This is a genomic window from Nostoc sp. ChiSLP03a, from assembly GCF_034531215.2.
Taxonomy (GTDB): domain Bacteria; phylum Cyanobacteriota; class Cyanobacteriia; order Cyanobacteriales; family Nostocaceae; genus Nostoc.
The window spans coordinates 122,067-138,990 of the sequence record NZ_JAVRBQ020000148.1; the positions used below are offsets into that span (position 1 = coordinate 122,067).

The window sequence follows — 16,924 nt, forward strand, 5'->3', positions numbered from 1 at the left end:
CCTGATATCCAAAATTTAAAGTTAACAAGACTCTCTTGCTAAATCTACTTTAAATTTACTTATCAATCCATTTTAAAATCGCAATGAATTTTTCCACTATTTTATAGGTGTTGGGAGTCATGATGACAAAATATCTACTAGCTTTTGCTAGTGGGATGGGATTTTTATGTTTAATTGTCGGGTTATCACCTGTGCAAGCCCTTCCTAGTTTAAAAATTGCAGATAAAAACGTAGCTGTTAATCAAAATGACGGCAGCTATGAAAAGAATTATTCTCATCAAAGCAATTTAACAAATAATCTTTCCAGTAAATTGCTGATAGCTAATGAAACTCAAAAAAACTTACCCTCAGTCAATGAACAGCAAAAAAATCAAGATTTAGGAATAGATTCTGCTGTTAACTTGTGGCAGCCAATCACACCACAACCTGTAAGTTCATCTCCAACCTCATACAAACTTGCACAAGTAACATCCGTATCGCAATTGTCTGATGTACAACCGACGGATTGGGCTTTTCAGGCACTCCAATCTTTAGTCGAACGCTATGGTTGTATCGCAGGTTATCCCAATCAAACCTATCGCGGTAATCGGGCGATGACTCGCTATGAATTTGCTGCTGGCTTAAATGCTTGTTTAGAGCGAATCAACGAACTGATTGCGACTGCAACTGGTGATTTGGTCAAGAAAGAAGATTTAGCCACGTTGCAGAAACTACAAGAACAATTTGCGGCGGAATTGGCAACATTGCGAGGTCGAGTAGATGCTGTAGAAGCTCGCACAGCAGAACTAGAAGCAAATCGGTTTTCTACTACGACTAAACTCACTGGAGAGGCAATTATTGCTGGTATTGGTGCTAGCGGTGGCGCTCCTAATCAGAGTGACCCGAACATCATCCTAGTCAATAGAGTACGGTTAAATCTCACCACTAGCTTTACTGGTAAAGATTCATTAATTACTGGATTGCAAGCCTATAATTTTTTGGGTGGAGCCACTGGAGAGGGTAGCTTACAACAAGGTTTAGGATTAGCTTCGCCACTTTTAAGTGCAAGTAGCGCTCGTACCAGTTTTGAGCCGCAATTTCCGGGGATAAATGTCAATACTTTGTCGGGTGTTGGCGCAAACAGCGTTCAGGTTTACAAATTGCTGTATGTCTTTCCCGTCGCTAATAAATTAACCTTGTTTGCAGGAACTGCGGCGGAAACATCAGATGCTTTCCCAGTAATTACGCCTTTTTATGGTGAAGGACAAGAATCAATTTCTCGTTTTGGCAACTTGAATCCTGTACTACGGGTTTCTGGTGGAACTTCCGGTACTGGTTTAGCATCGGCGGCGGGATTTATTTTTAACATTTCACCAAATTTTGATTTAAGAGCTTTATACGGGAGTGTAAATGCCAATTTACCCGAAAAATCTGCGGCTGAAGCAGTACCAGGAGTTTCTACTACACCTTTGGGAGCAGGTTTATTTAGTGGTAGTAGTATTATTGCCACACAGTTAACCTTCAAGCCAAGTCCGTCTATAGATATTGGTTTAAACTATGCCCACAGTTATCACGAAATCAATATTTTGGCTACAGGATTAGTTAGTAGTGATATCGGTGCTTTATCAGGAGTTGCAGTTGGAACACCGCTCACACTCAACTCTGTTGGCGGTACGCTAACATGGCGATTGTCTCCCAAAATAGCATTATCTGGCTACGGTGCAGCAATATTTGCTGATGCTGCTTCCAATACCGTGGATGCTTCCACCACCTTTACAAGTTGGATGGCGGGAATTCACTTCAAAGATTTATTCAAGTCAGGAAACACAGCCGGGATTCTTTTTGGTCAGCCGCTTTTCCGTAGCGATACTGGTGGTTCTGCTCAACTTACCCCCACAGGCGACAATCGGGCGACTCCTTACCATTTGGAAGCCTATTACCGCCTTCAAGTTAGCGATAATATCAGCATTACCCCTGGTGCGTTTGTTCTCTTTAACCCAGAAGGTAACAGCAACAATGATACTACGACTGTAGGCGTACTTCGGACTACTTTTACATTTTAAGAGATTGGGATTAAGCAGTCAAAATCCCCTAAGAAATTGGGGGATTTTGAGATTAGATAACAAAATTCACAGTAGACCTCTTGCAGCATAAATCAACAATAAAGAACCTCACCCCGATGCTTTGGCTATCCATTAGTCACATCTTTAAAAAAAGTGTTGAGGATAAAATAATGACTAATAAATACGTAGAAATTCGGTGGATGTTTATTAGACTTCTTGGCATTTGTAGGGAAAAGGGTAAGGGGGAAAGGGGAAAGGAATAATAAAAAACCTTTTCCCTTTAACATGAACCCCTTTTCCCACAAGAGTGCAAAAATTACTTTTGCAAGAGGTCTATTGAATAATATTGTTTGGTTTTTGACAAAAATATAGTCCCATTGCCCAAAATTTATTGTGCAAAACTAATCTGATGTCTACGTTGGTGACTGACTTGTACTGAGCGCAGTCGAAGTAGCTTACCAAATGGGCGAAGTCCGGGCTACATCAAAAATAAACTGTGTAGGTGTAGCTCATCGTCGATATCGCCGCACAGATAACCTAATTATTTCTTTTACCTGATTTAGGAGTTTGATTTGAAAGGTAGTGCTTTTGTATAACCCGCTCAATCTGGCAAGTCACCGCATCTATTCTATTTTTAACCTTATCAAAATCGATATTTACCCAAATATAGGCTTTGTTAGGTCTTAGCTGCCTTCTATCCATATATGGTCTTACTTGTCAATATACTTTGTTATATCTATACAATATAGTCTTCTCAATTTCTAAACTACTTTCTCTAGACATATAAGTAAATATGCTTAATATTTACTTAAGGTTTTATCGCCATCCGATTTTATTTTTAAACCTATTTACGCGCTCCTCAAAGTACAGCGTAAGCGCCAGAGGCAGGGAGTAGGGAATCAGCCTTAGTTATACAGAGTTTTTTCACGCAATCAAATAGGAGTCTTATAGCTTTTAGAAGTTCAACCAAACAGTGATTTGATTAATATAGACGCACATTATTATCTATCTATTGAAAGAGACGCGATATTTCGCGCCTCTAAGAACCAAAATCAAAATTCTAAGTGTTATTAAATCTTTGTTTGGAGATATTGCACTAACTGCGGTGCTTGCATCACCCCCTCTATCCGTTCCACAGGCTGACCCTGCTTAAACAGTACTAAGGTTGGAAGAGAAGCAATTTTATACTCAGTAGCCAAATCTGTGTATTTTTCCGTGTCGATTTTGACAATCCTTAAGCGATCCTTAAGCTGGGCATTGACTTGCTCTAAAATTGGCACCATCATCTGACAGGGGCCGCACCAGTCAGCATAAAAATCTACTAATACAGGTACATCAGAAGCAGACAGCATATCTTCAAAACTGTTAAATTGCTTTTTGGTTGCCATGTGACACACACCGATTTTCAATTGTTTGTTTCAATAGTAGTTCTTATAAAATAAAATCGGTATAGGTTCATGGGTTTTTGTTAGTAAAAGATTAGATTAGTTAATATGAGGATGATTTGCAGCCAAAAATCTTAAATGATTATAATAAAATCCGTATATTATGTTAGGTTGTGCATCTGTATTAAATATGTGTTTCAACCTATCACGATCGACCAAATCATTATATAGGCTTTCACAAGAGTGATGTCTACGAAGGCTGTAGATGCAACACTTTCTAGTCTATCTAGTCAGGTAAATATATTAGTTATAGTTATTCATCTATTTACAGAGAAGTAACTATAGATATTTAATCAGAGTAAAACGTTAATTATTGTTATTCGAGTTATATAGGAATCTTATTTGATTTGTGAGAATTGCAAACCGCAGCTTCTCAATAACTTTTATGAAGGCGGGGATCTGGTTTTTGCGCGTTTGATTCAGCATAGCTATATCTAGCAAAATACGACGTATAACTTTATCTATTAGCTATCTAACTTGCAGCATGACAGCAAGATTATCACCCCGCAAGAGTTAGATATTATCCAGACAATATTCAGATGTTCCCGAAATCGCCATAAGATAATTAGCGCGGTATTTCTAAGATTGAGGAACATTAAATGACGCTATTACAAGATAAAGTCGCAATTGTCACAGGTGCATCAAGAGGAATTGGCCGAGCGATCGCAATTGAATTAGCTTCACAAGGAGCGATCGCAGTTGTCAATTATGCTAGTTCTAGTGCTGCGGCTGAGGCAGTTGTTACAGAAATTACAGCAGCAGGAGGTCAGGCGATCGCGATCCAAGCTGACGTTTCTAAAATTGAGCAAGTAGATGCACTAGTTAACGCCGTGATGGAAAAGTTTAAGCGTGTGGATATTTTGGTCAACAATGCAGGAATTACCCGCGACACCCTGCTTTTGCGTTTGAAGCCAGAAGATTGGCAAGCTGTCATAGACCTTAATTTAACTGGTGTTTTCTTATGTACACGCGCCGTCAGTAAAATCATGCTCAAGCAGCGATCGGGGCGGATTATCAACATTACCTCTGTTGCTGGGCAAATGGGCAACCCAGGCCAGTCAAACTACAGCGCCGCCAAAGCAGGTGTAATTGGCTTCACCAAAAGCGTTGCTAAAGAACTAGCTACTCGCGGGATCGCCGTTAACGCTGTCGCCCCTGGATTCATCGCCACCGATATGACCAGCGATCTCAACAACCCCGAAGATATTCTGAAATACATTCCACTCGGCCGCTTCGGTCAACCCGAAGAAGTCGCAGGAATGGTGCGCTTCCTCGCCGCCGATCCCGCCGCCGCCTACATCACTGGACAAGTCTTTAACGTCGATGGCGGTATGGTAATGGCATAAATAGTTGAGCTAAATAATTGAGGGGTAGCTATTTTTCGTAGTTGGCGCTAAAGCTCCAACTACGAACTTATTAAATAAAATTTGACAGATTAATTATGAAAACAGACTCTATTTTTTATCGTTTATTTCAAACTTTCCCCAGTGCTTTTTTTGAATTAATTAATCTGCAACCATCAGAAGCAAATGCATATAATTTCGCTTCAGTAAAATTAAAGCAAACAGCATTTCGCATTAATGGAGTCTTTCTTCCTGTTGCTGACAGTAGTCGTCAGCCGATTTATTTTGTGGAGGTTCAATTTCAAAAAGATAATGAATTTTATGCTCGTTTATTTTCAGAAATATTTCTGTATTTATGACTTTACGCACCTACTTCAGATTGGCGAGCAGTAGTTATATTCCCTCGCCGCAGCTTTGAATCAACCCAAGTCCAACCGTATCGAGTCTTACTCGAAAGCCAACTTGTAACGAGGCTATATCTAAACGAGCTTGGAGAAGTAACTGAATATTCCTTGGGAGTTGGGATCATTAAATTAGTAGTTGTAAATAAAAAACAAACTCCCATATTAGTCAAAAGTTTGATTACAAAGACACGTTCAGAAGTAAGCGATAAAGCACTTCAAAAAAAAGTGATAGATTTAATAGAAACAATTGTAGTTTACAAACTACCGCGTATCAGTCGTCAGGAGTTGATAAAAATGTTTGGACTAGGTGATTTTGATATCAAAACGATTAGACTTTATGAGGAGCTCAAGCAGGAAACAACTCTAGAGCTAGTCATGCGCCAGTTACAACGACGCATTGGTAATTTGAGTCCGCAATTGCAAGACCGCATCAGCCAGTTATCTATCGAACAGCTTGAAAATCTAGCCGAGGCACTGTTGGATTTTTCCACAGAAGGAGATTTAGTTGTTTGGCTGCAAGACAATTTAACTCAAGCTTGAATTTTTGGTGGACTGAATAAACATAGTAGGGCTAGCACTGCAATGCCGACCCTACAAGCAACTAAGGCTGTTGGCGTATCCTTTGCCAGACTGTAAAGCCCAAAAGCAGGATAATGCTACTGGCGGTTGTCAGCATCACAGCCAAACTCATACCTTGTATTCTCATCGCTAGCAAGTTGAAAACTAAGGTAATTGACCAAAGCGTAAACGCAGCATGGCGCTGGGAGAGTCCCCAAGCAAGTAAGCGGTGGTGCAGGTGGTCTTTGCCAGGAGTACTCAGAGGGTTATTTCCTGCTAGTAGCCGCCGCACAAATACTTGAGTGGTGTCTAACACCGGTAACAACAGAAATAAAACCGTGGGAATTAGGGCATAAACTGTGTTTTGTTGCAGTTTGCCTAAAATACTAGTTGCTGCCAGGACATAACCGAAAAAGTATGCTCCGGCATCACCCATAATAATTCGTGATGGATGGAAATTATGGCGCAAAAATCCTAGTGCAGCACCTCCCAAAGCTGCGAGGACTAAGATTGCCGCAGCACGATTGTTAAATTGAGCTGCAACGCCCAATAAACTCATGGCGGTTATAAAGCTAATTCCTCCTGCCAAGCCATCCATACCATCCATCAAATTGATGGCGTTGGTAATCCCTACTACCCATAATACTGTTAGCAACATGGACAGAAGTGAATCGATGGGAGTGCCAAACAGGACTTTGACACTGATGCCATTAGCTACCAGCAAAAGTGCCGTGACAATTTGCGCCCACAATCGCACAGAGGGCGGTAAGCCAAACTGATCGTCAATAAAGCCCACCAAGACTAATATCGAACCCCCCAACAGAATAGTGAGCACCTGAGCCAATACGTTTTGGAGTTCGATCGGTCGTAAAAGGCTAGCTAATACCAGCGCAGCAATCACGCCCGCGTAGATAGCCAGCCCCCCGGCATTGGGTAAAGGTTCTCGGTTGAGTCGCCGTGCGTTGGGTTGGTCAGCCCAACCTACCCGCAAGGCGAATTTGCGTACTGTCGGAATTAAACGCCAAGTTACAAGCCAAGCCAAGAGGAACGTAAATACTACTGCCAACCAGCCGGTGCCGCTAGGGTCGGCAATACCAAGGGACTTAAGGGAGTTGTCTAGATTCATCTCCCAATTCAAGCATTACTGCCAGTATCTAATATGAGCATCACCTGTATATTAATCAATTTTTTTATTTCCATTTGTAACTTGAGCCGCTTGAGAGATTAGCACTCTGGCGCTGTGAGTGCTAAATTGTCTAATGGAAGCGCTGGAGAAATCAAACATGGCGAAAATTATTGCATTTGACGAGGAATCGCGGCGATCTCTAGAAAGGGGTGTTAACGCCCTTGCCGATGCCGTAAAAATCACCTTGGGGCCCAAAGGTCGCAATGTCCTTTTAGAGAAAAAATTTGGCGCACCTCAAATTGTCAACGATGGTATCACTGTTGCCAAGGAAATTGAATTAGAAGATCCTTTGGAAAATACTGGTGCAAGACTCATCCAGGAAGTGGCCTCAAAAACTAAAGATGTCGCTGGAGATGGGACAACCACCGCCACAGTTTTAGCACAAGCCTTAATTAAAGAAGGTTTGAAGAACGTCGCGGCAGGTAGTAACCCTGTGAGCTTGAGACGCGGGATCGACAAAACTATTGAGGCATTGGTAGAAGAAATTGCCAAAATAGCCAAGCCAGTAGAAGGAAGTGCGATCGCTCAAGTTGCCACTGTTTCTGCTGGTAACGATGAAGAAGTTGGTCAAATGTTAGCTCAAGCAATGGAAAAAGTCACCAAAGATGGTGTAATTACCGTTGAAGAATCTAAATCCCTGACAACTGAACTAGAAGTAGTTGAGGGGATGCAGATTGACAGAGGTTATATTTCTCCCTACTTCGTCACCAACAACGAACGGCAAATCGTCGAATTTGAAAATGCTCGGATTTTGGTTACTGACAAAAAAATCAGCAGCATCCAAGATTTAGTACCTGTGTTGGAAAAAGTCGCCCGTTCGGGTCAGCCTTTGCTAATTATTGCTGAAGATGTCGAAGGTGATGCTTTGGCAACTTTGGTGGTGAACAAAGCGCGGGGTGTACTGGCTGTGGCTGCCATTAAAGCGCCTGGGTTTGGCGATCGCCGCAAAGCTTTGTTAGAAGATATTGCGATTCTCACCGATGGACAGTTGATTTCGGAAGAAATCGGTTTAAGCTTGGATACCGCTTCTCTAGAAGCATTGGGAACTGCCCGCAAAATCACTATTGACAAAGAAAATACCACAATTGTTGCTGGTAGTGTCACCAAGCCAGAAGTACAAAAGCGGATTGGTCAAATTCGCAGACAGTTGGAAGAAACTGATTCTGAGTACGATAAAGAAAAACTGCAAGAACGCATCGCCAAGCTCGCTGGCGGGGTGGCAGTAATTAAAGTGGGTGCGGCAACCGAAACCGAACTCAAAGACCGTAAGCTGCGGATTGAAGACGCGCTCAACGCTACTAAAGCTGCTGTAGAAGAAGGTATTGTTCCTGGTGGTGGAACAACCTTAATTCACTTAGCTAAGGCAGTACAAGCGATTAAAAACACCCTAGAAAATGACGAAGAAAGAATTGGGGCTGATATTGTCGAAAGAGCGCTAGAAGCCCCCTTGCGTCAAATAGCAGATAACGCTGGTGCTGAAGGTTCTGTGATCGTCTCTAGAGTCCGCGAGAGCGACATCAACACTGGCTATAACGCTGCTACTGGCGAATTTGAAGACTTGATTGCTGCTGGTATTATCGACCCTGCCAAAGTTGTGCGTTCAGCTTTGCAAAACGCTGGTTCCATTGCTGGTTTGGTCTTAACCACCGAAGCGATCGTGGTTGAAAAGCCAGAGAAGAAATCCGCTGCTCCTGCCCCTGATATGGGCGGCATGGGCGGCATGGGTGGCATGGGTGGCATGGGCGGTATGGGCGGCATGGGTATGTTCTAATTTCTGCTGACCCAGATAAATATTTTTTAAACAGTTTGTCTTGCCAAGGCAAACTGTTTTTTTGTAGCATTGCTGATTCAGAGGCAATATGTTATACCAATTCGTAATTCGTAATACTTCGACTACGCTCAGTACAAGTTTGTAATTCGTAACTCGTCAGATTAAATCTGGCTAATGACCAAATTAGCAACCTAAATAATTACACAATTTAGAAATTACCATCTTTATATTAATTTTTGTGAAAGAACGTGTAAGTTATTCTTATGTCCTTTGTTATTCACAAATGACAAATGACAAATGACCAATGACAAATGACTATTAGGTAATATTGCATGGCACGAAAACTACGTCGCCTTCCTAAAATACTCACCAAACTGTATGAAGACGAGTTCCATCACCAACCAGGAACTATACCTGGAACTATTTTTATTGATGCAGATGCTCCACCGCCAATAATTTTTTTGATTGACTATAACCAAACCAATTTCATCCGCGAACAAATAGAAACTCCAGAGGAGTGTGTCTCTTATCTGGAATCGGAATCGGTTTCTTGGGTAGATGTACAAGGTTTAGGTAGTCAAGATATATTACAACGATTGGGTAAGGTTTTTAAGTTACATCCTCTAGTTTTAGAAGATGTAGTTAATGTACCGGAGCGTCCGAAAACAGAGGATTATGAAGATCAATTACTTTTCATTGCCCGGATGGTAGTGCCAAAGGAAAGAACATGTGGTTTTTATAGCGAGCAAGTGAGTTTGATATTAGGAAAAAACTATCTGCTGACAGTACAAGAGGAACCAGAACATGATTGCTTTGAAGCGGTGCGATCGCGAATTGAAAAAAACAAAGGTATCATCCGTAAACAGGGAGCAGATTATTTAGCTTATGCTCTATTAGATGCAATTATTGATGGCTTTTTCCCAGTGCTAGAGCTTTATGGCGAACGAATTGAAGAGTTAGAGGAGGAAGTAATAGTTAAACCTACTCCTCAAACACTGCAAAATATTTATCAAATTAGACGAGAATTACTGCAACTACGTCGTGCTATCTGGCCCCAGCGGGATGCAATTAATTCCTTAATTCGAGATGCTCCCGATTTGATTTGTGAGGAAGTGCGAATCTACCTGCGAGATTGTTATGACCATACAGTACAAGTGATGGATATGGTAGAAACTTACCGAGAACTATCATCTGGATTAATGGACGTGTACCTTTCGGCAGTGAGTAATAAAATGAATGAAATCATGAAGGTACTAACGATAGTTTCAACAATTTTTATTCCCCTGACTTTTGTAGCCGGAATATATGGTATGAATTTCAATACAGAGAAATCACCATACAATATGCCTGAATTGAATTGGTATTGGGGCTATCCACTTTGCTGGGCATTGATGGCTGCGATCGCAGTTAGTTTGCTATTCTTTTTTTGGCGAAGAGGCTGGCTACAAAATTCTGTAGTAATCAAGCGCAATTAAAAATTGTAGATTAACGATGAGTTAAATATATATTCATTAGCACCGGGAGTTAAGATTTTTGAGTTATGAGGAGTAGCGACCAGAATTTAGTAGTTTTGACGATTTATATTATCGGTGTCTCTTATGTTTTCAATCGCATGATTGAATCCATCGATGACCAAGTTAAATTTGAGTTTAAAAAAGGAACCGTTGACGAACAACTCAAAGAACAAAATCTCGACGATAAAATTGGAATTTCCTTTAAACTCAAATCCTCATACCCAATTGACGATTTGAAAGATTTAGGAATTAGCATTGAAAATAAATCAGATAATGTTGCCGTATACGTTGACTGGGATAACAGTTCTTTAGTTGTTGAACATAGTAAGCAATCGCGCCGCGTAATTCGGAAATCACCAGACTTAACCCGCGACTTAGCAGTACCCCAAAGTCCTAGCCTGATTGCTCCCAAGAAAACACTTTCGGAAACAGTGACAGCAGAAGATGTTTTCCAGCGCGATCAAGTAGCTGGAACCTATTTAGCAAAAAAACCACTAATTGATATTAATGGGCTACAAAAAGGGCAAAAAAAGTTGTATAACGACTTTATTAACAGAAAAAAAGAGTTGGATTTTTCTCTGCAATTAGTGCTGAGGATATCTGAAGTGCGTCTAGGTCTAGCTCCAGGTCGTGATTTTCCTCCTATTAGCATTATCAATTGTCCTTTCACAGTCAGGAAACTACCTTGGACTTACGCTCTACCCTGGAATAAAAAAAAGTAATAACCTGTCAACCCCTTGTGTTAACCGGGTACACTGGATTTAAGGAGAGAGTAGGCGCAGGCGGTTGCAGATCGGTCATAGTTACTGGTTTGAGGAAAGTCCGGACTCCCGAAAGACCAAACTTGCTGGATAACGTCCAGTGCGAGCGATCGTGAGGATAGTGCCACAGAAAGATACCGCCAATCAATTTTGGATTTTAGATTTTAAATTTTGGATTGAATCTAAAATCCAAAATCCAAAATTCAAAATTGTTTGGTAAGGGTGCAAAGGTGCGGTAAGAGCGCACCAGCAGTATCGAGAGGTGCTGGCTCGGTAAACCCCGGTTGGGAGCAAGGCGATAGGAACTACGGTTGGTCTTTTACCAGTTCCGCTCAATGAGAGCCGCTTGAGGCGTTTGGTAACAAACGTCCCAGATAGATAACTGCCCTCGCAAGAGAACAGAACCCGGCTTATGTCCTGCTCTCTCCCCTTTAATGGAGTATGAACCTTTCACGGTTTGTACTCTATTATTTTTTGTACGAGTTTTGTGCGTAAGCGAACGCGAGTGCGTCTCGTAGAGAAGCTCGTCATAGACATCGCTAATTCATCATCTAAAGCATTTAAAGCATTCCCAATATCTCTAATGCTGTATCCAAATGCCATTTAACTCGATAGAGTCCAAACAGTTTCTCTTGACTGTACCGTGCTGGATACTCTAGTTTCCTTCCCTCCATCGTCACCTTGAGCAATGCTGATTGCTCTGGTGTTGGTGTTCCCATAGCTTCTAGTGTCGCTTCTAGCGCTTCTACTTGAGAAAGCATAGGAGACTTCAATCCTTTATTTTCTGACACTTGCTTGCAGGCTATAACAGGGAAGGTCAGGAGTGCATTAATGTAGGATGCCTTATCGGCAGGGTTTGCTATTGCTTGGATGCCGTACTGTATCAGACATAAATCGCGTAATGCTCTCAAGCTTTTAAGTTCTAATTCTGTGCGCATAAACATAAAATAGAGTTACCTCTTGTAAAAGTGGGAATCGGTGGATGCATACCCTCAGAAAGTTTCATCCACCAATTAATCATTATTCAATACGCTTCCACATTATTACAGCTTTATTAAGTAACGGAAAGTGTCTAAAGATAATCGCGGTAATCCAGATATTAAAAATTATGGTTTCAAAACTGACAGGGAAGAACCTCTGACTGAGAAGATGAACTTACGTATGACAAAATCCATGAAAGAGGAAGTGCAGCAACAAGATAACCCTCCTGAATTCTGTAGAGAAGCTATCCAAGAGAAGCTAGATAGAAATAAAAGGAAGTAAGTAGGTCAGCACGATAAAATCCATGTATATTTAGTTAACATTTTCTACTGATATACACGTGGAGAATAAATTTATTTGTATTTCTCTACAATGTCTAAAAATAAAGGTAATCCAGATAACTTAAAGCCATTCACCACGGACAGAGAGCGACCACTAACTGAATATCTACATTTGCATGTCACTAAAGAAATGAAGGAAGAGGTAAAAGCTAAAGACGATCCTCCTGAATTTTGCCGTCAAGCTATCCAAGAGAAGCTAGATAGAGAGAAGTAGCAAAAAGTTGTTAGAGTAATAGTCCAAGAGATTTAGATATATAAGTATAGATAGCTAGTTACCTTCCCCGGCCTCCCCTGCCTCCCCTGCCCCTCCGTCCCCTGTCCCCTTCCCCCTGCCCCCTGCCCCCTTCCCCCTTCCCCTTATCACGTAATGCCCCTTGCTTATCCACGCCGTCAACGGCAACTTGAAAGTTTAGTCCAAAAATTTGGTTTGTCGCTAGAAGCACCTATAAAGTGGGAACTGTTGGATTTAGCGCTAACTCATCCCACTGTCTCTGATTCGGCAAATTATGAACAGCTGGAATTTGTTGGCGATGCAGTGGTGCGGCTGGTGTCGGCTGTTGTGTTATGGGAAAATTATCCCGATTGTCCAGTAGGGGATTTTGCGGCAATTCGTTCGGTATTGGTAAGCGATCGCATTCTCGCCCAATTGGCCAGAGTTTATGGTTTGGAGTTATACTTACTAGTCGCTGGTAGTGCTACCGCCGATAAAGTTGGTCTAGAGTCACGACTGGCAGATGCTTTTGAAGCAGTTTTGGGTGCGCTTTACTTAAGTACTCAAAATCTGGAATTGATTCGCTCTTGGCTAGATCCTCACTTCCACCAACTAGCAACAGAAATTCGCCTCGATCCTGCCAGACTTAATTACAAAGCTGCTCTCCAAGAATGGACTCAGGCGCAATTTAAAGTTTTACCAGAGTATCGGGTTGTGGAAATCACTCAACCGCATCGCAATCAAGAACGTTTCCTGGCTGAAGTGTGGCTGCACGGAAACAAACTCGGAGTTGGTAAGGGGCGATCGATCAAAACCGCCGAACAAGCCGCAGCTAAAGTAGCTTTTTTAGCAATACCTAAGCCGCAAATACCCTGAGCTAAAAAGAAGGGTGATTAGTCGATAATCAGTTGATTGTCAGTGGTCATTTGTCCCTCGTCCTTTGTATACAAATAACTAATGACAAATAACTAATGACAAATAACAAATAACAAATGACAAATCAAATTAAAATTGCTGTCATCGGAGTTGGGCGTTGGGGAGTGCATCTGCTGCGGAATTTTTTAGCACATCCTCAAGTAGATGTAGTTGCTGTAGTAGACCCCCATCCAGAACGATTAGCGGCGGTTAAACAGCAGTTTAATTTAGATGAAAATGTACTATTAACAACTCAGTGGCAAAATTTAAAGACAGTGCTAGGGTTGACAGCAGTGGCGATCGCAACTCCAGCTACCACCCACTATGCTTTAATTAAAGACGCTCTCCAACAGGGATACCATGTTTTGGCAGAAAAGCCCCTAACTCTTGATCCCGCAGAATGTCGGGAACTTTGCCAGTTGGCAGAGCAGCATCATTTAATACTTATGGTTGACCATACCTATTTATTTCACCCAGCAGTTGAGCGCGGAAAAACTGTAGTACAAGCGGAGAAATTAGGTGATTTACGCTATGGCTACGCGACGCGCACCCATTTAGGGCCTGTCAGGCAAGATGTTGATGCACTGTGGGACTTAGCTATTCACGATATTGCTATTTTTAACGCTTGGCTGGGTCAAATTCCTGTGCAAGTGCAAGCAACGGGTACAGTGTGGCTACAGGGAGCAGGGGAGCAGGGGAGCGGGGGAGCAGAGGAGCAGAGGAGCAGGGGAGCAGAGGTGGGTTCATATACAGATTCTGTGCCTCAAGGTTTGGCTGATTTAGTATGGCTGACACTCACATACCCAGATGGCTTTCAAGCTTATATTCATTTGTGTTGGCTGAATTCTGATAAACAGAGACGGCTGGGGATTGTGGGTAGTCTTGGCAGCTTGATTTTTGATGAAATGTCAATATCATCACCTTTAACCCTGCTACATGGTGAGTTTGAACAACAGGGGAATCAATTTATTCCTGTTAATCAAAGGCAGATAGTGCTGGAATTAGAGCCAGGAGAACCATTGGGGCGGGTTTGCTCCTCCTTTGTTGTCTCAATTCTTAACAATACTCCCTCAGAGATTTCGTCTGGGTGGGTAGGCACTGAGTTAGTAGAAATTCTTGCTGCTCTAACATTATCTCTTAATCAAGGCGGTAAACCTGTTTTTTTGAGCGATCGCATCGTCAAGGAGCAAAAGTCTCAGGAGTAGTGATGAATATGGACTTTTGACTAAATTACGTCTTGAAAGTCCCATTTGCACAAACTCCTCCTTTTGGAAGACTTACCAAGATAGTTTGTAAGGGCGAAAGACGAATTTCGCAAGTCTCATTTCCAAAGAGCAACTGAGACTTTGGAAGCTTTTCTTTGTCTAGCTCTACTTTTACAGATTTGTTGATCCCCAAAGAGGAACTTCCCCCAGACTCCTGTAGGCTGGGATAGCGGCTTGCTTTTATTGGCTCATTCCCAGAGGAGAACCCAAGATCCCCGACATTTGCTTCTTTATTTGGAATAGCTAACAGCGAGATATCAATCAAAGGTAAGGTAATTTTCAGTGTCGTACCTTGATGAAGTCCCGCACTCTCAAGAGTAATGCTACCTCCCATGAGTTCGATTAAGTTTCGTGAAATCGCTAGTCCCAGTCCAGTACCTTCAAACTGGCGTGTTGTAGTGCCATTCACCATTACAAAGGGGCGAAATAATTTGTGCTGTTGAGTCGGATCGATACCTATACCTGTATCTTTCACAGCTACTACCACCTGAGATTTACCATTAATAGATTGGATTTCTGTTGCAATGGTGATGCTCCCGGTGTCGGTGAACTTGGTGGCGTTGCCGATAACATTAATCAGCACTTGCTTCAGTTTTCCCGCGTCTGCCTTAATTGGGATCGCTTTGGAAGTTAACTCACATTTCAATTGCAAGCCCTTTTGTTGGACATTAACTGATTGTAAATTAATTACCTCTAACAATAATTGTCGGAGGTCAATTGGTGTGGAAACAACTGAAAGCTTACCTGCTTCGATTTTAGAAATGTCGAGTAAATCATTAATAATACCTAACAAGTGAATCGTTGTTTCATCGGCACGTTTAAGAAACTCCATTTCTTCTTCCCGGTCATCACATAAACCTTCTTCAACCAGGCGAATACAGTTAATAATAATATTTAATGGGTTTCTCAATTCATGGGAAGTCGTAGCTAAAAACTGGCTTTTAATTTGGTTAGCGCTTTTTGCTTCTTTCCAAGCTATTTCTAATTCTTCCGATCCAGCTTTAAGCCGTTTTACCATTTGGTCTAATGCTTGGGCTAGCTGATTGAATTCCCGAATTTGAAAATTGTGCGGAACTGGTTGTGCGGCATGGTGAGAGTGAATATTGAGAGCGTAGTCTCGTAATTCTTCTACAGGACGGGCCAAGTAAGGAGCTAAATATAGAGATGCTAACAAACTTGCGCCAATCAAACCAACTGTCAAAACGATCAGAATTAATTTGATTTCTTCTAAACCAAACAGCGCATTATCGACGCTAGTAACAGCTAAAACTATCCATTTTTGCTGCTGCTGTTGGGTGAGTGGATTTGGAATTGCTGTATAACCAGCGACTAATTCTTTTCCTTCGGTAAAAGAGAAATTTATCGAATCGTTTTGTCCCGTAATTGCATTTTTAATTATGCTTTTGATTTGGGAAGCATGAGGGTGCTGATTGATATTAGTTCCCACCCAATCTGTCAATGGGTGTGCCAAAATTGTGCCATCTTCAGCAATCACTACCATAGCGCCCGTGAGCGATCCCGGCGGATTTTTGGTTTGTTGGGATAATGCAGACTGAATACTTAAGCTGTAAATTGAATTTTTTCGGCTATCAAAGACTGGTGCAGATAAAACTAGTTGCAGTTGCTGATTTTGTGCATTTCTTTTTCCAGTCATTCCTGCTTTTGGCGGTAAGATTGCTTTGACATCAATTCCCTCACTAGGGAAAGGTAATCTCAATTCGCCAATTTCTCGATCCCCACAGCTACTGGCAATTATTTTGTGGCTTTGGAGATTTGTTAATTGGATGCACTCAATACTAGCTGGAAGTTGTTGCCTTAACTGCGTGAGAATTTCTTGCTCTTGTATAGGCGAATCCGATGGAATAACCGTTGTTTTGCTTACACTCTGCAAATTAGCTTTTAAGATTGCGATCGCATCTCCAATTCTCTCCCCTTTACTGATAGCGCTTTCTGTTAAATTTTGCCGTGCAGTTCTCAATATACTAGTACGTGCCTTATTCAAGGCAACAATTTCCCCTACTAGTAAAACTGGAACAAACAGCAACAATATTCTCGTTACTAAAATTCGACGGAAGGAAGATTGGCGGGAATTAGTCATCAAGTGTCTCACTTTGCACCTGCAATCTACAACACCAAAGATATGCAATTAAACTAGCTAGATGAGACATTTTATTAAATTATCAGAAT

Annotated in this window: 14 protein-coding genes, 1 other RNA gene and 1 pseudogene; 12 read left to right on the forward strand and 4 right to left on the reverse strand. The window is 41.7% G+C overall.

Annotated features, from left to right (window positions below; all coding sequences use genetic code 11):
• Window positions 1-122 precede the first annotated feature (122 nt).
• Entirely contained in the window at window positions 123-2,042 is a 1,920-nt protein-coding gene (locus RMY32_RS24655) for an iron uptake porin (protein ID WP_322714191.1), read from the forward strand.
• Between the two features lie 1,070 nt (window positions 2,043-3,112).
• Here the strand turns inward: RMY32_RS24655 and trxA are convergent.
• Window positions 3,113-3,430: a thioredoxin gene (trxA, locus tag RMY32_RS24660; protein WP_322670357.1), complete on the reverse strand. Its 318-nt coding sequence runs from the start codon at window positions 3,428-3,430 to the stop codon at window positions 3,113-3,115.
• 656 nt (window positions 3,431-4,086) lie between these two features.
• On the opposite strand from trxA, the gene fabG reads away from it, so the two are divergent.
• The 3 genes and pseudogenes from fabG to RMY32_RS24675 all read left to right on the forward strand — a co-directional run bounded on the left by fabG (window position 4,087) and on the right by RMY32_RS24675 (window position 5,774).
• Window positions 4,087-4,833 (forward strand): 3-oxoacyl-[acyl-carrier-protein] reductase, encoded by a 747-nt coding sequence (gene fabG, locus RMY32_RS24665; protein ID WP_322714123.1) that lies wholly within the window; start codon window positions 4,087-4,089, stop codon window positions 4,831-4,833.
• A 95-nt stretch (window positions 4,834-4,928) separates the two neighbouring features.
• Window positions 4,929-5,522 (forward strand): annotated as a pseudogene (locus RMY32_RS24670) (Rpn family recombination-promoting nuclease/putative transposase); the annotation flags it as partial.
• Between the two features lie 6 nt (window positions 5,523-5,528).
• Window positions 5,529-5,774, forward strand: coding sequence for a DUF4351 domain-containing protein (locus RMY32_RS24675; protein ID WP_322714192.1), 246 nt, complete (start codon window positions 5,529-5,531; stop codon window positions 5,772-5,774).
• 61 nt (window positions 5,775-5,835) lie between these two features.
• Here the strand turns inward: RMY32_RS24675 and RMY32_RS24680 are convergent, their stop codons facing one another.
• On the reverse strand, window positions 5,836-6,918 hold the full coding sequence (locus RMY32_RS24680) for an MraY family glycosyltransferase (RefSeq protein WP_322697197.1): 1,083 nt from the start codon (window positions 6,916-6,918) through the stop codon (window positions 5,836-5,838).
• 157 nt (window positions 6,919-7,075) lie between these two features.
• Here RMY32_RS24680 and groL point away from each other — a divergent pair, with 157 nt between their 5' ends.
• The 4 genes from groL to rnpB all read left to right on the forward strand — a co-directional run bounded on the left by groL (window position 7,076) and on the right by rnpB (window position 11,453).
• Window positions 7,076-8,749 (forward strand): chaperonin GroEL, encoded by a 1,674-nt coding sequence (groL, locus tag RMY32_RS24685; protein ID WP_322714124.1) that lies wholly within the window; start codon window positions 7,076-7,078, stop codon window positions 8,747-8,749.
• Between the two features lie 332 nt (window positions 8,750-9,081).
• Window positions 9,082-10,224: a magnesium/cobalt transporter CorA gene (gene corA / locus RMY32_RS24690; protein ID WP_322714125.1), complete on the forward strand. Its 1,143-nt coding sequence runs from the start codon at window positions 9,082-9,084 to the stop codon at window positions 10,222-10,224.
• 65 nt (window positions 10,225-10,289) lie between these two features.
• Window positions 10,290-10,985: a hypothetical protein gene (locus tag RMY32_RS24695; RefSeq protein ID WP_322670351.1), complete on the forward strand. Its 696-nt coding sequence runs from the start codon at window positions 10,290-10,292 to the stop codon at window positions 10,983-10,985.
• Between the two features lie 46 nt (window positions 10,986-11,031).
• An RNA gene (gene rnpB / locus RMY32_RS24700) (RNase P RNA component class A) lies at window positions 11,032-11,453 on the forward strand.
• A gap of 131 nt (window positions 11,454-11,584) precedes the next feature.
• On the opposite strand, the gene RMY32_RS24705 is transcribed toward rnpB, so the two are convergent.
• Window positions 11,585-11,968: a hypothetical protein gene (locus tag RMY32_RS24705; RefSeq protein ID WP_322714126.1), complete on the reverse strand. Its 384-nt coding sequence runs from the start codon at window positions 11,966-11,968 to the stop codon at window positions 11,585-11,587.
• Window positions 11,969-12,092: 124 nt separating this feature from the next.
• Here RMY32_RS24705 and RMY32_RS24710 point away from each other — a divergent pair, with 124 nt between their 5' ends.
• The 4 genes from RMY32_RS24710 (at window position 12,093) to RMY32_RS24725 (ending at window position 14,677) form a co-directional block, all read left to right on the forward strand.
• Window positions 12,093-12,287: a hypothetical protein gene (locus tag RMY32_RS24710; protein WP_322693778.1), complete on the forward strand. Its 195-nt coding sequence runs from the start codon at window positions 12,093-12,095 to the stop codon at window positions 12,285-12,287.
• A 90-nt stretch (window positions 12,288-12,377) separates the two neighbouring features.
• A complete protein-coding gene (locus RMY32_RS24715; protein ID WP_322714127.1) occupies window positions 12,378-12,560 on the forward strand; it encodes a hypothetical protein in 183 nt (60 codons plus the stop codon).
• 153 nt (window positions 12,561-12,713) lie between these two features.
• On the forward strand, window positions 12,714-13,433 hold the full coding sequence (gene rnc / locus RMY32_RS24720; RefSeq protein WP_322670349.1) for a ribonuclease III: 720 nt from the start codon (window positions 12,714-12,716) through the stop codon (window positions 13,431-13,433).
• 116 nt (window positions 13,434-13,549) lie between these two features.
• Entirely contained in the window at window positions 13,550-14,677 is a 1,128-nt protein-coding gene (locus tag RMY32_RS24725) for a Gfo/Idh/MocA family oxidoreductase (protein WP_322714128.1), read from the forward strand.
• A gap of 25 nt (window positions 14,678-14,702) precedes the next feature.
• Here RMY32_RS24725 and RMY32_RS24730 read toward each other — a convergent pair whose 3' ends face one another.
• On the reverse strand, window positions 14,703-16,835 hold the full coding sequence (locus tag RMY32_RS24730) for an ATP-binding protein (RefSeq protein ID WP_322714129.1): 2,133 nt from the start codon (window positions 16,833-16,835) through the stop codon (window positions 14,703-14,705).
• Window positions 16,836-16,924: the final 89 nt, after the last annotated feature.

Bases quoted from the DNA above. Each gene is read 5' to 3' on its own strand.
- RMY32_RS24725 (WP_322714128.1), top strand. From the start codon at position 13,550: ATGACAAATCAAATTAAAATTGCTGTCATCGGAGTTGGGCGTTGGGGA.
- RMY32_RS24655 (WP_322714191.1), top strand. From the start codon at position 123: ATGACAAAATATCTACTAGCTTTTGCTAGTGGGATGGGATTTTTATGT.
- RMY32_RS24675 (WP_322714192.1), top strand. From the start codon at position 5,529: ATGTTTGGACTAGGTGATTTTGATATCAAAACGATTAGACTTTATGAG.
- RMY32_RS24695 (WP_322670351.1), top strand. From the start codon at position 10,290: ATGAGGAGTAGCGACCAGAATTTAGTAGTTTTGACGATTTATATTATC.
- corA (WP_322714125.1), top strand. From the start codon at position 9,082: ATGGCACGAAAACTACGTCGCCTTCCTAAAATACTCACCAAACTGTAT.
- RMY32_RS24680 (WP_322697197.1), bottom strand. From the start codon at position 6,918: ATGAATCTAGACAACTCCCTTAAGTCCCTTGGTATTGCCGACCCTAGC.
- RMY32_RS24715 (WP_322714127.1), top strand. From the start codon at position 12,378: ATGTCTAAAAATAAAGGTAATCCAGATAACTTAAAGCCATTCACCACG.
- rnc (WP_322670349.1), top strand. From the start codon at position 12,714: ATGCCCCTTGCTTATCCACGCCGTCAACGGCAACTTGAAAGTTTAGTC.
- fabG (WP_322714123.1), top strand. From the start codon at position 4,087: ATGACGCTATTACAAGATAAAGTCGCAATTGTCACAGGTGCATCAAGA.
- trxA (WP_322670357.1), bottom strand. From the start codon at position 3,430: ATGGCAACCAAAAAGCAATTTAACAGTTTTGAAGATATGCTGTCTGCT.
- groL (WP_322714124.1), top strand. From the start codon at position 7,076: ATGGCGAAAATTATTGCATTTGACGAGGAATCGCGGCGATCTCTAGAA.
- RMY32_RS24705 (WP_322714126.1), bottom strand. From the start codon at position 11,968: ATGTTTATGCGCACAGAATTAGAACTTAAAAGCTTGAGAGCATTACGC.
- RMY32_RS24730 (WP_322714129.1), bottom strand. From the start codon at position 16,835: ATGACTAATTCCCGCCAATCTTCCTTCCGTCGAATTTTAGTAACGAGA.